This window comes from Neptuniibacter sp. QD29_5 (genome assembly GCF_047778125.1).
Taxonomy (GTDB): domain Bacteria; phylum Pseudomonadota; class Gammaproteobacteria; order Pseudomonadales; family Balneatricaceae; genus Neptuniibacter.
The window spans coordinates 3155641-3171476 of record NZ_CP180556.1 but is presented as its reverse complement, the minus strand read 5'-3'; the positions used below and the strand labels follow the sequence as shown (position 1 = coordinate 3171476).

The window sequence follows — 15836 nt, the reverse complement described above, 5'->3', positions numbered from 1 at the left end:
GCATAGTGCAGCCTTTTTTATTATAAAAGCAGTGCTTAGTAAAGCGCTTGCTCATCCTTAATAACATCGATCAGAACTTCCAAAAACAAGCGGTCCGCTTCGCTATGTTCTAGCGGGATCTTGATGTTAGTCGTCGCAGATAGCTTATCAGCAATCACCTGAGCCGCGTTTTCATCATTTAAGTGCTCACGCGCAATCTCTAAAGCTTTCTCGCTGATATCCGGCTCTACTAACACTTTACGGATAAAAGACATCAATTCGTTGATTACTCGCTCTTTGTTTTTAATCTCAGCGATACTCATAGGGATCTCCTGTAAACGTATATTCAGAGCCGATGAAGGGTAGTGTAGGGCTCTGTCCTGAGTTCTGTATAGCAAAACTATAACCTGATACTGAAATTGAGCATAGTATTTGACTGCAATCGCCCGTTATTCCGCAGGTGCAGCATGAATTTAGTTGAAAAAATAAGCACCTATGTGAGATAATTTCTGCCTCGAATTTTGAGGCCTTGAGTGCGTAGGACAACCCGAAGCTCAGGGAGACAGCTTTCTGAGGGCCGTTTCTCAAAGGTCTGTCGGTTGGGCGATCCCCAACACCGGCACACACCCGAACGTGAACCTACAGCTCTACCCCTGGAATGGTTCAGAGTGAGATCGCTAGAGATTCAACAAATATTGTCTAGTACAGGCACGTTCAACGTTACAGAAACAAAAACTGTTAATTTCGTCAGTAACGAGACACTGACGTCGTTAGAGGGTGAGAAAAGTGGAATTACTTTCAGGCGCAGAGATGACAATTCGCGCGCTTCGTGATCAAGGCGTTAAATACATCTACGGTTATCCAGGTGGTGCATTGCTGCACATCTACGATGCAATCTTTACGCAGGACGAAGTCGAACATATTTTGGTCCGTCATGAACAGGCTGCTACACACATGGCTGATGCTTACGCACGAGCTACCGGTAAAGCGGGTGTGGCGCTAGTTACGTCTGGTCCAGGCGCAACCAATGCAGTAACAGGTATTGCTACTGCATACACAGATTCTATTCCAATGGTGGTTATTACGGGTCAGGTTATGTCACACCTGATCGGTGAAGATGCTTTCCAGGAAACCGACATGATCGGTATTTCTCGTCCGGTAGTTAAGCACAGCTTCAGCGTGCAGCGCCCGGAAGAGATCCCTGAAATTATTAAGAAGGCATTCCACATCGCTGAAAGTGGTCGTCCAGGTCCGGTTGTAGTCGACATTCCTAAGGATATGACTACGCCTACAGAGCGTTACGAATACGAATACCCTAAGAGCGTAAAAATGCGTTCTTACAATCCGATCGCTAAAGGTCACACTGGTCAGATCAAAAAAGCAGTAGATATGCTTTTGGCTGCCAAACGCCCAGTTATCTATACAGGTGGCGGTGTAATCTTAGGTGATGCGAGTGCTGAGTTGATTGAGCTTGCTCAAGAACTTGGCTACCCAGTAACTAATACACTGATGGGCTTGGGTGGTTACCCAGGAACTGATAAGCAGTTTATTGGTATGTTGGGTATGCACGGTAGCTATGAAGCAAACATGGCGATGCACCACAGTGACATGATTTTGGCTGTAGGCGCACGTTTTGATGACCGTGTAACAAATGGTACAGATAAATTCTGCCCAACAGCTAAGATTGTTCATATTGATATTGATCCAGCTTCGATCTCTAAAACTATCAAAGCGGATGTGCCAATCGTAGGTCCAGCTCAGGCTGTTCTAAAAGAGATGCTAGAACAGGTTCGAGCGGCTAAGAAAGCGCCTTGTGCTGATAGCCTGCAAGCTTGGTGGGAACAGATCGATGAATGGCGTGCACGTCACGGTGGTCGCTACCGCACAGATGATTCTGAGCTAATGAAACCTCAGCAAGTTATCGAGATGCTTAGCAAAGTGACTAATGGCGATGCTTACGTTTGTTCTGACGTAGGTCAGCACCAGATGTTTGCAGCGCAGTACTACAAGTTTAACAAGCCAAATCGTTGGATTAACTCTGGTGGTCTGGGCACCATGGGCTTCGGTCTTCCGGCTGCGATGGGCGTTAAACTGAACTTCCCTGATGAAGAAGTAGTATGTGTAACAGGTGAAGGTAGTATCCAGATGAACATCCAGGAGCTATCTACCATTAGCCAGTACGATATTCCGGTTAAGGTTATCTGCTTGAATAACCAGTCTTTGGGCATGGTTCGTCAGTGGCAGGATATGAACTACGAATCTCGTCACTCTCAGTCTTACATGAAGTCTCTTCCAGACTTTATCAAGTTGGTTGAGTCTTACGGTCATGTTGGCATCCGCGTTGAGCGTCTTGAAGACCTTGAAGGTGCTATGCGTGAAGCCTTTGCAATGAAAGATCGTATGGTATTCATGGATATCGCAGTTGATCCGTTTGAGCACGTATACCCAATGCAGGTACCGCGTGGTTCTATGCGTGACATGTGGCTGAGCAAAACGGAGAGAACATAATCATGCGTCATATCATTTCTGTATTGATGGAAAACGAGCCAGGCGCTCTGTCTCGTGTTGTTGGTTTGTTCTCTCAGCGTAACTTTAACATTGAGTCTTTGACCGTTGCGCCAACTGAAGATGAAACATTGTCTCGTCTAACAGTGACTACGCTAGGTGATGACCGTGTTGTTGAGCAGATCACTAAACAGCTAAACAAGCTTATTGATGTTGTTAAGGTTGTTGACCTAACTGAAGGTGAACACCTTGAGCGCGAATTGATGATGATTAAGATGAAGGCGAACAATGGTACTGTTCGTGCTGAAATCAAACGTACTGCGGACATCTTCCGCGGCACTATCATTGATGTGACACCAAACACGTATACCGTGCAGTTGGTGGGTGCAAGCAGTAAGCTGGATGCCTTCATTGAAGCACTAGGTACTTCTAACATTATGGAAGTTGTACGTTCAGGTGTTTCTGGTATCGCACGTGGCGAGAAAGTTCTAACTTTGTAATTGCTTAGTTAGTCTGATTACTAAAGCCGCTTCTGGTAACAGAAAGCGGCTTTTTTATTGCAGGTAAGGATATGCTTTTAGAACTAGATAATATGGAAAAGTCAGATGTCTATCATGCGCTGACGCAAGTTGTGGTACCTCGCCCTGTGGCATGGGTACTCTCTTCTAATCAACAAGGTGCGCTCAATCTCGCGCCTTTTTCGTACTTTTCAGCGGTGTGTAGTGATCCACCATTGATCATGCTATCGATTGGTTCAAAGCCTGATGGTTCGCCAAAAGATACTTACGCGAATATTGCAGATACTGAAAAGTTCGTGATTCATATCGAAGGTTCAGATCTTGCGACTAAGGTGACCCATAGTTCCGTGACGCTGCCTAGGGGAGAATCAGAAATCGAGCTATGCGATCTGGAAACAGTAGAGGTTGAGGATTTTGGTCTACCCAGAATCCTAGGTCCTAAAATCGCTATGTCCTGTTCTCTATATCAGCAACAGGAGATTGGTAATGCTCCACAGCGACTGATCTTTGGCCGTATAGAGAAAATATGGTTGGATGACGCGGTTGTAGAAATGGATCAACAGGGCCGACCTAAAATTGATGCAGCGTTAGTGGATCCATTGGCACGTCTGGGTGGCTCGGATTACCAAACCTTCGGCGATGTGGTGACTGTGCCTAGACCTGCGTAAATCGTATACCTTAAGTTTTATTTAAGAACCTTAGGCTGCAAAAGATTGTTTGAGATCAGCAATCTTTTGTACCGAAATATCGACATCAACACGCAAGATACGGTCCGATGCACGGCGTTGATAGATGGAAGACTGTTCACTTCTGCGACGGTCAACGCCATTAAACTGAGTTGAACGGTGTTGTTCAATCCACTCTTCGGCATGTGTCAGGGTTGGTAGGTAAGGGCTAAGTTTACCAGTGCCTTTTTCATACCAGTAATAAATAAATTGGTAATCAGGAAAGTCTTTAATCAGTTTAGGCATGGCGCTTATGGTTAGTAGTAGATAAAAACTTAATCATACTGACCGAACCTTAACATAGTCTTACGTGTTAGAAATTAACCCTAATTTATTTACGGTAAATGGTTTCGATAAGGTGCCAGCCAAATTTAGTCTTTATTGGGCCATGTACTTCATGTAGTGGTTTTTTGAATACGACGTCATCAAACGGTTTTACCATATCGCCGCGACGAAATTCACCGAGATCACCTTGGCGTTTACCCGATGGGCATAGGGAGTATTTTTTGGCGAGCTTGCCAAAGTCATTGCCTAACTTAAGGCGCATTTTCAGCCTTTCCGCTTGGTCGCGGGTTTTAACCAATATGTGTCGGGCGCAAGCGCGGTTAGCCATGTTCTGCTCTCCTAAAATTTATAGGCTAATTTTACCGTAAAAAGGGTAGGACTGCAGGCTGCTGATCGTAGGCTAAGAAAAGGCGCTGATAAACAGCGCCTTTGAAAGATTTTAGTGGATAAGCTTATTAGCCCATCTGAGACTGAAGATAGTTTGGTAGGCCGATCTTTTTGATCAAACCTAGCTGTTTCTCCAGCCAGTAAGCATGATCTTCCTCGGTGTCTTCTAGAAGTTTCTCGAGAATTTCACGGCTGACATAGTCCTGCTCTTCTTCGCAGACTTTGATCGCGTCTTTAAGCTTCTTATCTACTTCATATTCAACGCGAAGATCTGACTCAAGCATTGAAGGAACGTCAGTACCGACTTTAAAACCATCACGGGTGGTCATGTCTGGCGTACCTTCTAAGAACAGCATACGCTCAATCAATGCTGCAGCGTGGCCTTTCTCATCATCAAACTCATGATCGATACGCTCGTACAGCTTATGTAAGCCCCAATCATCATACATACGGGAGTGAATGAAGTATTGATCCATTGCTGCTAGTTCCATCGCTAACAGGCCGTTTAGTGCGTCAATGACTCTTTGATTGCCTTTCATTGTCTTCTCCCGTTAAATCTGAGATTGCAGGTAGTTTTCGATACCTGCATTACTGATTAAGAATTGCTGAGTTTCGATCCAGTCTACGTGTTCTTCTTCGTATTCCAGAATATCTTCCAGCAGATCACGGCTGACGTAGTCTTGCGCCGTTTCGCAGTAAGCGATCGCTTCACGCAAAATTGTCAGTTGCTCCAATTGGAAATCCATATCACATTGCAGCATCTCTTCAGTATGCTCGCCGATGCGTAGTCGACCTAACTGTTGCAGGTTGGGTAGCCCTTCCAAAAACAGAATTCGCTCGATTAGATCGTCTGCCTGTTTCATATCTTTGATGGACTTTTTATAAGCTTTCCCGTTTAGTTCATCTAGGCCCCAGTTCTTGTACATACGTGCGTGAAGAAAAAACTGGTTGATTGAAGTGAGCTCACTTGTCAGGACCTTGTTCAGGTGACTAATGACTTGTTTGTCGCCTTGCATGGGGGATCTCCTTTAGTAATAACCGCCCAGCTATGTGTGGGTTAGCAATTTCAAAGTGATCAAGAGTCTAGTTTACAAAATGACTTAAATCAAAAAAATCCTTACAAAACAATAAGTTGCAAAGATTAATGCGTTAGATTCTCATTGCCATTCTGTATAATAAATAACCAGTTTTTTATTGTGTGATTTTTGAAAATAAATTTAATAAGTAAATCAATTAGTTGGCGAGTTATGAAGAGCATTCAATAATTGCAATTCAATGAGAATAATTTTCAACAAGATTCTCGTTAAATGTATTGAAAATTGCTTATTTGATAACTATTATCATTACCCGATTTAATTGAGATTGGTTATTGTTTCAATGTTCGTTTGTATTTGTGAAAATATTACCTGTAGTGATGTTCGTGATGCCGTAGATCAAGGCGCGCGAAGTGTGCGTGATCTAAACAAAGAGCTTGCCGTTGGTAGTCAGTGCGGTAAGTGTGTGTGCATGGCACGTAAGGTAATAAAAGAACACCTAGACGACATGGATTTCGATCTGGCAGTTCCTGCTTAACTTTCTCGCTTTAGTATCTCTACCGCTTCGGTCAGCGTCTCTGCAATCGGAGCGTCCAGCTTTAGATCCAGAAGTGGATCTGCTCTCGTTACCCCAATCGTTAAAGAACAGATCGGCTTTCCCCATTCATGGGCTCGTTTGCAGAATCGATAGCCTGAATAGACCATCAAAGAACTACCAACACTTAGTAAGCCATCGGCATCTTCTAGTGCATCCAAGGCACTAAACACACGTTCTTTCGGGACGTTATCACCAAAATAGACAACATCCGGTTTTAAAATTCCGCCACACGCTTGGCACTCAGGTACAGAGAAATCTTCAAATAGATGGGTTTCTAGATCGGCATCACCATCGGGACGAACGGGAGCTTCAGGGATCTCGAAATGGGGGTTGATCGCTTCAGTATGCCTGTGGATATCTTTACGATCGTAATTCTGTGCACAACTCATGCAGCTGACTCGATCAGATCGACCATGAAGATCGATAACGGCTTGGCTGCCGGACTTCTGGTGTAAGCGGTCGACATTCTGTGTGATCAGTAAACGAATAAATCCCATGGTTTCTAGCTCAGAGAGCGCTGTGTGAGCCGCGCTCGGCTTGGCATCCCTTATGGCAGGCCAACCGATCAAACTGCGTGCCCAGTAGCGCTGACGGGCGTAGTGGCTCTCCATATACTCTTTATGCTGGGTCGGGGCAGAGTGCTGCCAGTTACCTTTGGCATCTCGGTAGGCGGGAATGCCCGAATCTGTACTTACACCAGCCCCCGTTAGGACAACAAGGTTGGGGTAAGAGCGAATAAATTCGGCAAGTTGCTGAGCTTCTGACATAGGTTATTCACAAAGGCAAAGAATGCTATCAGTGTAACCCATTTTAAGGTGAGGCGACTTAAACAAAAAAGCCGCGCTTTTCAGCACGGCTTTTTAGTTTTAAAGCTTTTTAATTTGGCAGATTATGCGCCAAATTTAGCTTTAGCTTCGATACGACGACGGTGCAGAACTGGCTCAGTGTAACCGTTTGGCTGTACGCAGCCTTCGATTACTAGTTCGCACGCTGCTGCGAATGCAACGCTGTCTTCGAAGTTGCCAGCCATTGGGCGGTATAGAGGATCGTTTTCGTTCTGACGATCTACTACTGCAGCCATGCGCTTAAGCGTTTCCATTACCTGCTCTTCAGAACAGATACCGTGGCGCAACCAGTTAGCGATGTGCTGGCTAGAGATACGTAGTGTTGCACGGTCTTCCATTAGGCCAACATCGTTGATGTCAGGCACTTTAGAACAACCAACACCTTGGTCGATCCAGCGAACAACGTAACCTAGGATGCCCTGTGCGTTGTTGTCTAGCTCTTCTTGGATCTCTTCAGCAGTCCAGCTTGGGTTAGCTTCAACTGGTACAGTTAGGATGTCGTCTAGGTTCGCGCGATCGCGTACTTTCAACTCGTCCTGACGTGCGAATACGTCTACCTGGTGGTAGTGAGTCGCGTGAAGAACAGCGGCTGTTGGAGATGGAACCCATGCAGTGTTAGCACCAGACATTGGGTGGCCGATCTTAGCTTCAAGCATGTTAGCCATCTGATCAGGGATTGGCCACATACCTTTACCGATCTGAGCGCGACCCTGTAGGCCACATAGAAGACCGTTGTCTACGTTCCAGTTCTCGTAAGCACCGATCCATGCAGCAGCTTTCATGTCGCCTTTGCGGATCATTGGGCCAGCTTCCATAGATGTATGGATCTCGTCACCTGTACGGTCTAGGAAACCTGTGTTGATGAATACAACACGCTCTTTAGCAGCGCGGATACACTCTTTCAGGTTAACTGTTGTACGGCGTTCTTCATCCATGATGCCCATCTTCATAGTGAAGCGTTCTAGGCCAAGCATGTCTTCGATACGAGCGAATAGTTCGTTAGCGAAAGAAACTTCTTCTGGACCGTGCATCTTAGGTTTTACGATGTATGTAGAACCTGTAGTTGTGTTGCTGAATTTACCTTTACCTTGCATATCGTGCATAGAGATAAGGGTAGTTACAACACCGTCCATGATGCCTTCAGGAACTTCGTTGCCATCTTTGTCTAGTACAGCTTCGTTAGTCATTAGGTGACCAACGTTACGTACGAACATCAAGCTACGGCCTTTAAGTGCAAGGTTAGAACCGTCTAGTGCAGTGAACTCACGGTCAGCGTTGATAGAACGAGTGAAAGTCTTGCCGCCTTTAGTAACTTCTTCTGTTAGGTCGCCTTTCATCAGACCCAACCAGTTACGGTAAACAACAACTTTGTCAGCGCCGTCTACAGCAGCAACAGAGTCTTCACAGTCCATGATCGCTGTTAGAGCAGCTTCCATCACGATATCTTTGATGCCTGCAGCATCGTCTTTACCGATCTGGCTTTCACGGTCGATCTGTACTTCGAAGTGCAGACCGTTGTTTTTGAATAGGATAGAAGTCGGAGCAGCTGTTTCACCAGTGTAACCGATCAACTTTTCTGCTTGTGCTAGCGTAGTTTCGCTGCCATCGCGCATTACAACAACAAGTTTGTTGTCTTGGATGCTGTAGCCTGCAGAATCTTTGTGAGAACCTGCCGCTAGTGGAGCCGCTGTGTCTAGGAAAGTACGTGCAGCTTCGATAACTTTAGCGCCACGAGCTGGATTGTAAGAAGCAGACTTCTCAGCGCCGCCTTCTTCAGATACTGCGTCAGTACCGTAAAGCGCGTCGTATAGGCTGCCCCAACGTGCGTTAGCTGCGTTAAGTGCGAAACGAGCATTCATTACAGGTACTACTAGCTGAGGACCAGCCATTGTCGCCATTTCTGGGTCAACGTTTGAAGTAGTCGCTTCGAAATCTTCGCCTTCTGGCAATAGGTAACCGATCTCAGATAGGAAGCCTTTGTATGCTTCTAGATCGAAAGCCTGACCTTGACGCTCACGGTGCCATGCATCGATCTGCTCTTGGATAGCATCACGCTTAGCTAGTAGGTCACGGTTCTTTGGCGCCAGGTCGTGAACGATGGCATCAAAGCCAGCCCAGAACTGTTCGCTAGTTACGCCAGTGCCTGGCAGTGCTTCGTTGTTAACGAAATCGTATAGAGCCTGTGCAACCTGAAGACCGCCACTCTGTACTCTTTGACTCATAATGAATTGCCCCAGTAAATATTCTGCCAGCTCCGGTGCGAGGCTACCGGTAGCTGAGTGAATGATCGCTGTCGATTAATTTGCAGCTAAATTTGTGCATCGCACAGTAGCGCAATGGTGTCTTATTGTCGCCTAAGTCGACCCAAAAGTATGATAAATGGGCCTTATATTCGGTATAAATTGAGCGAATGGCTGCGGTATTAGCTAAGGTTAAGTATGAAATGATCATCTAAGTTGTGTGGGAATGTCCCTAAGGTGGTGTCTATGACCTTATTTGATCGTGATCTCCTCGTGAAAGGGCTAAGGCCTTATATTGAAACGGGTTTTGGGATACCGAGCGAAAGTGTTCGCACGTATTTAGCCTGTTATGGCTTGTTGGATATCGCTGAAAAATCCAATTATCGGATTGGTCGTATAGCGCTCGATGAGGTCTCTGTGACCCTGCAATCCTTCTCGGTTTTAGACCGTTCCCGTAACCGCGGCACGGTTGTGTTAGTGCATGGTTATATGGATCATGTTGGCTTATATCAGCACCTGATTGATGACCTCATAAAAAGCGGCTTTGATCTGCTCTGTTACGATTTGAGTGGTCATGGTTTATCCGATGGCGATCCGCTGGCAGTGGATGATTTTCAGCACTATGCGACTCAGCTAGCGGAGCTTCTTGCGAAATTAGATCAGGAGCTATCTTACCCCGTTCATTTAGTTGGTCAGAGCACAGGTGGGGCGGTGGTGATGGCGCATCAGCTGTTGTTTACCGATCAAACCATGCCTTCATTGGGTGAGCGAGTGTTGTTGGCACCCTTAGTAAGACCAAGTCTATGGCGCAGCATACAGCGCAAATTTCGCTGGCTGAAATACGTATTACGCCGGGTACCAAGACGTTATAGCCAAAACTCTCATGACGATGATTTTATTCGCTTTCTACGGGAAGGGGATTGTTTGCAGCACCGCGAAATCCCTGTGAGTTGGGTAGGTGCTATGTTGGCGTGGGGGGATTGGATAGAAGCGCATCTGCCTGTGTCAGGGCGCATCCATATGATTCAGGGAACCCTCGATAGTACGGTCGATTGGCAGCACAATATGGCTGTATTGGGCAGGCTTTATCCCGAGATGGAGTTAACGTTGATTGATGAGGCGAAACATCATCTGGTGAACGAAACACCGCAATACCGGGATCAGGTGTTCAATCAGATTGATTCGATATTTAAACGCTGGGAAAACGAAAACGGGCAGCCCTAGGGCTGCCCGTTTTGATCAAATCAGATCAACTTAGAACAAACGACGGCAGCGGATTGTGCCTTCGATCTGCTTCAAGTTTTCTAGTGCTACAGAAGAGCAATCTGCATCAACGTCTACCACTACATAACCAACTTTCTCGTTAGTCTGTAGGTACTGACCGCTGATGTTAACGCTGTTTTCAGAGAATACAGTGTTGATAGCAGACATAATGCCAGGCACGTTGTTGTGTACGTGAAGTAGACGGTGAACGTGTGGGTGCTCTGGTAGAGCTACTTCTGGGAAGTTAACAGACGTGATAGAAGAACCGTTATCACTGTACTTGATCAACTTCTCAGCTACTTCGTAACCGATGTTTTCCTGAGCTTCCATCGTAGAACCACCTACGTGTGGAGTTAGGATTACATTGTCGTACTCACGTAGTGGTGAGATGAATTCGTCATTGTTAGTACGTGGCTCAACAGGGAACACGTCGATAGCCGCGCCTAGTAGACGACCAGAATCTAGTGCTTTACATAGCTCATCGATTACAACAACAGTACCGCGAGCAGCGTTCAGGAAGATAGAGCCTTGTTTCATCTCAGCGAACTGAGCTTCGCCCATCATATCTTTAGTAGCTGGTGTTTCTGGTACGTGTAGAGAAACGATGTCACTCATGTTTAGAAGCTCTTTCATAGAGCCAACTTGAGTTGCGTTACCTAGCGGAAGCTTAGTGACTACATCGTAGAAGTAAACGTCCATACCCATCGCTTCAGCAATAACGCTTAGCTGAGAACCGATGCTACCATAACCTACGATACCTAGCTTCTTGCCACGGATTTCGTAAGAGTTTTTAGCAGACTTCTGCCACTCACCACGGTGAGCTTTAGCGTTTTTCTCTGCAACACCGCGAAGCAGAAGAATTGCTTCAGCGATCACTAGCTCTGCTACAGAACGAGTGTTAGAGAAAGGTGCGTTAAATACCGCAACACCACGCATCGTAGCGGCTTCCAGATTTACCTGGTTAGTACCGATACAGAAGCAACCAACAGCTACCAATTTTTCAGCAGCTTCAAATACTTCTTCAGTTAGCTGAGTACGGGAACGGATACCGATGAAGTGAACGTCCTTAACACGCTCAATCAACTCTTCTTCTGGTAGAGAACCAGTTAAGAATTCGATGTTGGTGTAACCATTCTGATTAAAAGTGTCCACCGCAGATTGGTGTACGCCTTCCAGAAGCAAAATTTTGATTTTGCTTTTATCGAGAGAGGTTGTTTGGCTCATGGTGTGCAGCTCTTTAATTTGCGTGGCTTTTTCTAGTATCTAGGAGGGCCACAGGTTTAAACGCTTTAAAATTAAGCGCGAATATTAGCACAGCCAAAGTTGAAAAGGATGAATGATAAGCTCAGATTGGCGGAAAAATATTCATCTTGAGATGAGATGGATTGTATAAAGGGGATGTTTGGAGGGAAAAGGCTTCTATATTGAGATTATAGAAGCCTTGCTTTTCCTTAGCCGTAGAAGCAAAGGTAAGCAGTTGCTTGCTCAACTTTAAGCTGGAAGCTCTGGTTCGCTGCAACTTTAAATTCAGTGCCTGTTGGGAAAGACTGGAACTCTTCGCTGCCAGGTAGTTTAACGATCAGCTCGCCGCTAACTACTTTCATTAGTTCGTCTTCGCTTGTGCCGAATTCGTATTCGCCTGGTGCCATTACGCCAGAAGTTACTTTACCTTCGCTGTTTTCGAAGCCGATAGATTTTACTTTGCCGTCAAAGTATTCGTTTACGTTCAGCATGTTTGATCTCCTAAAATTTGCGCGAATCATAAAATTAAATGCTAATCGCTGCAAATTTCAGGATTTAATCGGACTGTTTTCCAAAACAAAATCGACAAAGGTTTGATTGGCCTGAGATAGATAGCCATCTTTACGCCACGCGATTGAAAGGTCCAGCCAGACCGGTTTTGTGAAAGGGCGCGCCACTAATCCAGGTTCATCTTCGATCACCATCGCCATCAGAGTTGAGATGGCATAGCCCTGTTTTACAATCGATTTAATCAGAGGGATCAGGTTAGTCTCGAAACTGATCTTGGGCGTGATACCCGCCTGTGCCGCCAGATCATCGACTACATTGCGGTGGAAAAATCCGGTATTAAACATCACCAGTTCCTCCGCAAATAGTTGCGAATATTCAACGCTTTCTAAACTGGCAAAGGGGTGGTCGAGCGGAGAGATTACCATCATCTGCTCTTGCAGAAAGACTTTGGATTCTAGGTTCTTACTGGGGATAGATTTATCTACGATAACTGCTAGATCGAGTTCCCCTTGCTCTAAAAGTCGTTGCAGTTTGCCAGCGCCGCCATCAATAACGGTTAATGTCAGTTGTGGATAACGATGCCGAAACGCCATCAAAATAGGCGGGAAATAATAAGAGCCAAGCATGCTTGGAATGCCTACGCGCACTTCGCCTTTGAGTAAGCCTTTCAGCTCTTGCATCTCCAAAATGGCATCTTCGGTAGCCTGCAATATCTTATTGGCGTGGCGATAAAGGTGTTCACCTTCATCAGTCAGGCTGATTTTACGATCGTATCGATGTAGAAGTTTTAGATCTAACTCTTCTTCTAGCTTTCTGATCGCCATACTCATCGCAGGCTGTGCAATGTGTAGCTTTTCAGCGGCTTTAGTGAAGCTGTTTAGATCGGCAACGGTTTTGAAATAGCGTAGGTGTTTTATATCCATCATCATATTTTCTTATGAAGGCTATAAGAAGTATATATTTTTATGATGGCTTTGCGATTGCTAGTCTTCCACCACGAATGAGAGGTGGAACATGATCGAAGCAGGTACAAGTCAATTTTGGCGCGCAACTATGGCCTTATGCATAGGCTCTTTTATGGTGTTTGCCAATCTCTACATCACGCACCCTTTGCTACCGATGTTGGCTGAGGAGTTTGAGATTAGCCCACTATTAGCCAGTTGGAGCTTAATGGTGACTACTTTGACCTTAGGTTTGTCTCTGTTGGTGTTTGGCCCCCTATCTGATGCCCTTGGGCGCACGCGTTTGATGCTTATGACTATGTGCGGGGCAGTGCTTTGTAGTTTTGTATTGTCACAGGTATCTGACTTTACGTGGTTGCTGTTCTGGCGAGCATTGCAAGGTATTTGCTTAGCAGGTTTGCCGGCTATCGCGATCGCTTATATGGGCGATGAGTTCACAAAGAAAGGGTTAATTGCCGCAGTCGGTTTGTATATCAGCGGTAACACTTTAGGGGGCATTGGTGGGCGTCTTATTGGTGGCTTTGCCGGTGAACTGTTTGGCTGGCAGGAAGCATTCGCCTTGATGACTTTTATTAGCTTCTTATGTCTATGTTTGTTTGTCTGGTTGTTACCGCCATCAGAGAATTTCAGCGCAAGAAAGATCGTGCCAACACAGATGATGAAAGATGCCTATCAGCATCTTTCCAACCCTCTGTTGTTACTCGCTTATATTGTTGGTGGACTAAATTTCTTTATCTTTATCAACCAATACAGCTATGCGACATTTTTGTTGGCCGATGAGCCCTATTACCTATCGGCGGGTGTGCTTGGCTTACTATTCCTGACGTACCTGAGCGGTACGGTGGGAGCTGCGTTCTCCGGGCGTATTGCCAAAAATATACCGCAGCCGTTAGTCATGGCTATGGGGATCATTGTCTTGATGGCCGGTACGCTGCTGACTCTGCAGGGCAGTTTATGGGCGATCATTTTAGGCTTCTTGGTCAGCGCCTTTGGTTTCTTTTTAGCTCATTCCTGTGCAAGTAGTTGGGTTAGCCATACTGCGCTGCACGCTAGAGCGACAGCATCGTCTATTTATCTGGTGTTCTACTATCTGGGGGCTAGTAGCGGTGGTTTCTATTTAGATCCGTTTTGGCACTCGTGGGGCTGGGATGGAGTGGTCTTTGGATCGTTGGTTATTCTGCTGATTACTTTGCTATCCAGTTTAATGCTCTACTATAAAACCAGCGTAAAACTGGAGCGCTGTGCGGCAGGGGGGTAAACTTCACCCCACGATAATTAAAGGAGTACCTATGAGCTATCAACACAGTAATGTCGACGGAGATTTGGTAAACCTGCCAACAGGTAAAGTGATTTGTGTCGGTCGTAACTATGCCGATCATGCTGCAGAGCTGAATAATCCAATACCTACCGAGCCTATGTTGTTTATCAAACCCGCTACGAGTGTGGTTGATATGACTCAACCGTTTACTGTGCCGCAAGGGCATGGTTCTGTTCATTTTGAAACGGAGATGGCGATTCTTATTGGTTCTAAACTGAGCAATGCTTCTGAAGAGGAAGCGAAAGCGGCAATTAGCGGCGTGGGCTTAGGTTTAGATCTAACTTTGCGTGATCTTCAAGGAAAGCTAAAAGAGAAAGGCCATCCTTGGGAGAAAGCGAAAGCGTTTGATGGTTCGTGCCCTCTCTCTCCTTTTGTTGCTCCAAGCGCAGTTGCCGATCTGCAAGATGTAGAGATCAAGCTGACCGTGAACGGTGAGATCCGTCAGCAGGGAAACAGTGCAGCTATGTTGAATCAAGTGTTGCCGCTACTTAGTCATGCCAGTGAGTTCTTTACCCTAGAACCGGGTGATGTAGTGTTAACCGGCACACCTGCGGGGGTCGGCCCAGTAGTACCTGGAGATAAACTGCAGGTAGAGCTGACAGGTCTTCTTTCCGTTACAACAGAAGCCGTGTAATAAGTGAAAAGCTTCGTTCTGTTTCTTGCGTTATTTAGTATGCTATATACCTTACCTGCGGCGGCAGTCGATCCTGCGGTTCGCTGGCAGCAGCCTGAATTTATTCTGCAGGCTTTTAAAGAGGTGGCGCTGCGCAATGAATACAGTCTTCAAGGGCGTATGGTTAGACGCTGGAATAAACCAATACGGGTGTGGTTGGATCACCAAGTGCCTGACGCTGAGGTACACACCAGTTTGGTAAATATGCACCTCAAGCACCTGTCTGAGATCACCGGTTTATCGATTAAGACCGTAAGTCGTAAACAGGACGCTAACCTGATTATGGTTTTCACTAAGCAGTCTTTGTGGAAACGTCAGGTGAGTGAACTCTTTGGTAAGCGTGCGGAAAAGATCGTCCATGGCGCGGTTTGCATGGCTAACTTCCGAGTGAATGGCCGTCATGAGATCGATCAGGCGGCGGTGATTATTCCAGTTGATCAGGCAAGGATGCATGGCAAATTAGTTACCTGCATTGTCGAAGAGATCACACAGGTGATGGGCTTGCCAAACGATTCGGACAAGGTTTTTCCCTCTATCTTTAATGATCGTACTCCAGAGACACTGCTGTCCGGTTTAGATTACCTTTTGCTCAAGCTGCTCTATCAGCCGGTTCTTAAACCGGGTATGACTGAAGAGCAAGCTTTACCTCTGTTGAAGAAAGTTATCTCAGAATGGCAGAGTGACGGTACGATTCAATCAGCTCATAAAATTGTTAAGCGCGGAGAACTCTATCCGCTGCTCGGTTATTAAGG

At 45.9% G+C, this 15836-nt stretch carries 18 protein-coding genes; 8 read left to right on the top strand and 10 right to left on the bottom strand.

Annotated features, from left to right (window positions below; translation table 11 throughout):
* Window positions 1-35: 35 nt before the first annotated feature.
* Window positions 36-302 (bottom strand): hypothetical protein, encoded by a 267-nt coding sequence (locus ACMXYR_RS15115; protein WP_415882664.1) that lies wholly within the window; start codon window positions 300-302, stop codon window positions 36-38.
* Window positions 303-765: 463 nt separating this feature from the next.
* Here ACMXYR_RS15115 and ACMXYR_RS15110 point away from each other — a divergent pair, with 463 nt between their 5' ends.
* The 3 genes from ACMXYR_RS15110 to ACMXYR_RS15100 all read left to right on the top strand — a co-directional run bounded on the left by ACMXYR_RS15110 (window position 766) and on the right by ACMXYR_RS15100 (window position 3670).
* The gene (locus ACMXYR_RS15110; RefSeq protein WP_415902223.1) at window positions 766-2487 is read left to right on the top strand and encodes an acetolactate synthase 3 large subunit; all 1722 of its coding nucleotides are present in this window, start codon (window positions 766-768) and stop codon (window positions 2485-2487) included.
* A gap of 2 nt (window positions 2488-2489) precedes the next feature.
* The gene (gene ilvN / locus ACMXYR_RS15105; protein ID WP_415886062.1) at window positions 2490-2984 is read left to right on the top strand and encodes an acetolactate synthase small subunit; all 495 of its coding nucleotides are present in this window, start codon (window positions 2490-2492) and stop codon (window positions 2982-2984) included.
* Between the two features lie 71 nt (window positions 2985-3055).
* Window positions 3056-3670 carry a flavin reductase family protein gene (locus ACMXYR_RS15100; RefSeq protein WP_415902221.1) on the top strand — a complete coding sequence of 205 codons (615 nt, stop codon included), beginning with the start codon at window positions 3056-3058 and terminating at the stop codon, window positions 3668-3670.
* A 30-nt stretch (window positions 3671-3700) separates the two neighbouring features.
* On the opposite strand, the gene ACMXYR_RS15095 is transcribed toward ACMXYR_RS15100, so the two are convergent.
* The 4 genes from ACMXYR_RS15095 to bfr (ACMXYR_RS15080) all read right to left on the bottom strand — a co-directional run bounded on the left by ACMXYR_RS15095 (window position 3701) and on the right by bfr (ACMXYR_RS15080) (window position 5415).
* The gene (locus ACMXYR_RS15095) at window positions 3701-3973 is read right to left on the bottom strand and encodes a hypothetical protein (RefSeq protein ID WP_415902219.1); all 273 of its coding nucleotides are present in this window, start codon (window positions 3971-3973) and stop codon (window positions 3701-3703) included.
* 85 nt (window positions 3974-4058) lie between these two features.
* The gene (locus ACMXYR_RS15090) at window positions 4059-4340 is read right to left on the bottom strand and encodes a peptidylprolyl isomerase (RefSeq protein WP_415902218.1); all 282 of its coding nucleotides are present in this window, start codon (window positions 4338-4340) and stop codon (window positions 4059-4061) included.
* 127 nt (window positions 4341-4467) lie between these two features.
* Window positions 4468-4938 (bottom strand): bacterioferritin, encoded by a 471-nt coding sequence (bfr, locus tag ACMXYR_RS15085; protein WP_415882657.1) that lies wholly within the window; start codon window positions 4936-4938, stop codon window positions 4468-4470.
* Window positions 4939-4950: 12 nt separating this feature from the next.
* Window positions 4951-5415 (bottom strand): bacterioferritin, encoded by a 465-nt coding sequence (gene bfr / locus ACMXYR_RS15080; RefSeq protein WP_415902216.1) that lies wholly within the window; start codon window positions 5413-5415, stop codon window positions 4951-4953.
* Between the two features lie 361 nt (window positions 5416-5776).
* Between bfr (ACMXYR_RS15080) and ACMXYR_RS15075 the strand changes: the two genes are divergently transcribed.
* Window positions 5777-5971: a (2Fe-2S)-binding protein gene (locus ACMXYR_RS15075; protein ID WP_415902215.1), complete on the top strand. Its 195-nt coding sequence runs from the start codon at window positions 5777-5779 to the stop codon at window positions 5969-5971.
* Here ACMXYR_RS15075 and ACMXYR_RS15070 read toward each other — a convergent pair.
* The gene (locus ACMXYR_RS15070) at window positions 5968-6798 is read right to left on the bottom strand and encodes an NAD-dependent protein deacetylase (protein ID WP_415902214.1); all 831 of its coding nucleotides are present in this window, start codon (window positions 6796-6798) and stop codon (window positions 5968-5970) included. The two genes, ACMXYR_RS15075 and ACMXYR_RS15070, sit on opposite strands and share 4 nt — an antisense overlap.
* A 122-nt stretch (window positions 6799-6920) precedes the next feature.
* Window positions 6921-9098 carry a malate synthase G gene (locus tag ACMXYR_RS15065; protein ID WP_415902213.1) on the bottom strand — a complete coding sequence of 726 codons (2178 nt, stop codon included), beginning with the start codon at window positions 9096-9098 and terminating at the stop codon, window positions 6921-6923.
* A gap of 264 nt (window positions 9099-9362) precedes the next feature.
* Between ACMXYR_RS15065 and ACMXYR_RS15060 the strand changes: the two genes are divergently transcribed.
* Entirely contained in the window at window positions 9363-10340 is a 978-nt protein-coding gene (locus ACMXYR_RS15060; protein WP_415902211.1) for an alpha/beta hydrolase, read from the top strand.
* A gap of 30 nt (window positions 10341-10370) precedes the next feature.
* Here ACMXYR_RS15060 and serA read toward each other — a convergent pair whose 3' ends face one another.
* From serA to ACMXYR_RS15045, 3 genes are all read right to left on the bottom strand, one after another.
* Window positions 10371-11603, bottom strand: a complete 1233-nt coding sequence (gene serA, locus ACMXYR_RS15055; RefSeq protein WP_415895297.1) for a phosphoglycerate dehydrogenase — start codon at window positions 11601-11603, stop codon at window positions 10371-10373.
* Window positions 11604-11830: 227 nt separating this feature from the next.
* Window positions 11831-12112, bottom strand: coding sequence for a pyrimidine/purine nucleoside phosphorylase (locus ACMXYR_RS15050; RefSeq protein WP_415882641.1), 282 nt, complete (start codon window positions 12110-12112; stop codon window positions 11831-11833).
* A 57-nt stretch (window positions 12113-12169) separates the two neighbouring features.
* A complete protein-coding gene (locus ACMXYR_RS15045) occupies window positions 12170-13054 on the bottom strand; it encodes a LysR family transcriptional regulator (RefSeq protein ID WP_415903661.1) in 885 nt (294 codons plus the stop codon).
* 91 nt (window positions 13055-13145) lie between these two features.
* Here ACMXYR_RS15045 and ACMXYR_RS15040 point away from each other — a divergent pair, with 91 nt between their 5' ends.
* Genes ACMXYR_RS15040 through ACMXYR_RS15030 form a run of 3 tightly spaced genes read left to right on the top strand, consistent with a single transcriptional unit; the run spans window position 13146 to window position 15834 of the window.
* A complete protein-coding gene (locus ACMXYR_RS15040; RefSeq protein WP_415902209.1) occupies window positions 13146-14351 on the top strand; it encodes an MFS transporter in 1206 nt (401 codons plus the stop codon).
* A 31-nt stretch (window positions 14352-14382) separates the two neighbouring features.
* Window positions 14383-15045, top strand: a complete 663-nt coding sequence (locus ACMXYR_RS15035; protein ID WP_415902208.1) for a fumarylacetoacetate hydrolase family protein — start codon at window positions 14383-14385, stop codon at window positions 15043-15045.
* Between the two features lie 3 nt (window positions 15046-15048).
* Window positions 15049-15834, top strand: coding sequence for a DUF2927 domain-containing protein (locus tag ACMXYR_RS15030; protein WP_415902207.1), 786 nt, complete (start codon window positions 15049-15051; stop codon window positions 15832-15834).
* Window positions 15835-15836: the final 2 nt, after the last annotated feature.

Excerpts from the sequence above, each read along its gene's own strand:
- ACMXYR_RS15115 (WP_415882664.1), bottom strand. The coding sequence starts at position 302 with ATGAGTATCGCTGAGATTAAAAACAAAGAGCGAGTAATCAACGAATTG.
- ilvN (WP_415886062.1), top strand. The coding sequence starts at position 2,490 with ATGCGTCATATCATTTCTGTATTGATGGAAAACGAGCCAGGCGCTCTG.
- ACMXYR_RS15100 (WP_415902221.1), top strand. The coding sequence starts at position 3,056 with ATGCTTTTAGAACTAGATAATATGGAAAAGTCAGATGTCTATCATGCG.
- ACMXYR_RS15095 (WP_415902219.1), bottom strand. The coding sequence starts at position 3,973 with ATGCCTAAACTGATTAAAGACTTTCCTGATTACCAATTTATTTATTAC.
- ACMXYR_RS15090 (WP_415902218.1), bottom strand. The coding sequence starts at position 4,340 with ATGGCTAACCGCGCTTGCGCCCGACACATATTGGTTAAAACCCGCGAC.
- bfr (WP_415882657.1), bottom strand. The coding sequence starts at position 4,938 with ATGAAAGGCAATCAAAGAGTCATTGACGCACTAAACGGCCTGTTAGCG.
- bfr (WP_415902216.1), bottom strand. The coding sequence starts at position 5,415 with ATGCAAGGCGACAAACAAGTCATTAGTCACCTGAACAAGGTCCTGACA.
- ACMXYR_RS15075 (WP_415902215.1), top strand. The coding sequence starts at position 5,777 with ATGTTCGTTTGTATTTGTGAAAATATTACCTGTAGTGATGTTCGTGAT.
- ACMXYR_RS15070 (WP_415902214.1), bottom strand. The coding sequence starts at position 6,798 with ATGTCAGAAGCTCAGCAACTTGCCGAATTTATTCGCTCTTACCCCAAC.
- ACMXYR_RS15065 (WP_415902213.1), bottom strand. The coding sequence starts at position 9,098 with ATGAGTCAAAGAGTACAGAGTGGCGGTCTTCAGGTTGCACAGGCTCTA.
- ACMXYR_RS15060 (WP_415902211.1), top strand. The coding sequence starts at position 9,363 with ATGACCTTATTTGATCGTGATCTCCTCGTGAAAGGGCTAAGGCCTTAT.
- serA (WP_415895297.1), bottom strand. The coding sequence starts at position 11,603 with ATGAGCCAAACAACCTCTCTCGATAAAAGCAAAATCAAAATTTTGCTT.
- ACMXYR_RS15050 (WP_415882641.1), bottom strand. The coding sequence starts at position 12,112 with ATGCTGAACGTAAACGAATACTTTGACGGCAAAGTAAAATCTATCGGC.
- ACMXYR_RS15045 (WP_415903661.1), bottom strand. The coding sequence starts at position 13,054 with ATGGATATAAAACACCTACGCTATTTCAAAACCGTTGCCGATCTAAAC.
- ACMXYR_RS15040 (WP_415902209.1), top strand. The coding sequence starts at position 13,146 with ATGATCGAAGCAGGTACAAGTCAATTTTGGCGCGCAACTATGGCCTTA.
- ACMXYR_RS15035 (WP_415902208.1), top strand. The coding sequence starts at position 14,383 with ATGAGCTATCAACACAGTAATGTCGACGGAGATTTGGTAAACCTGCCA.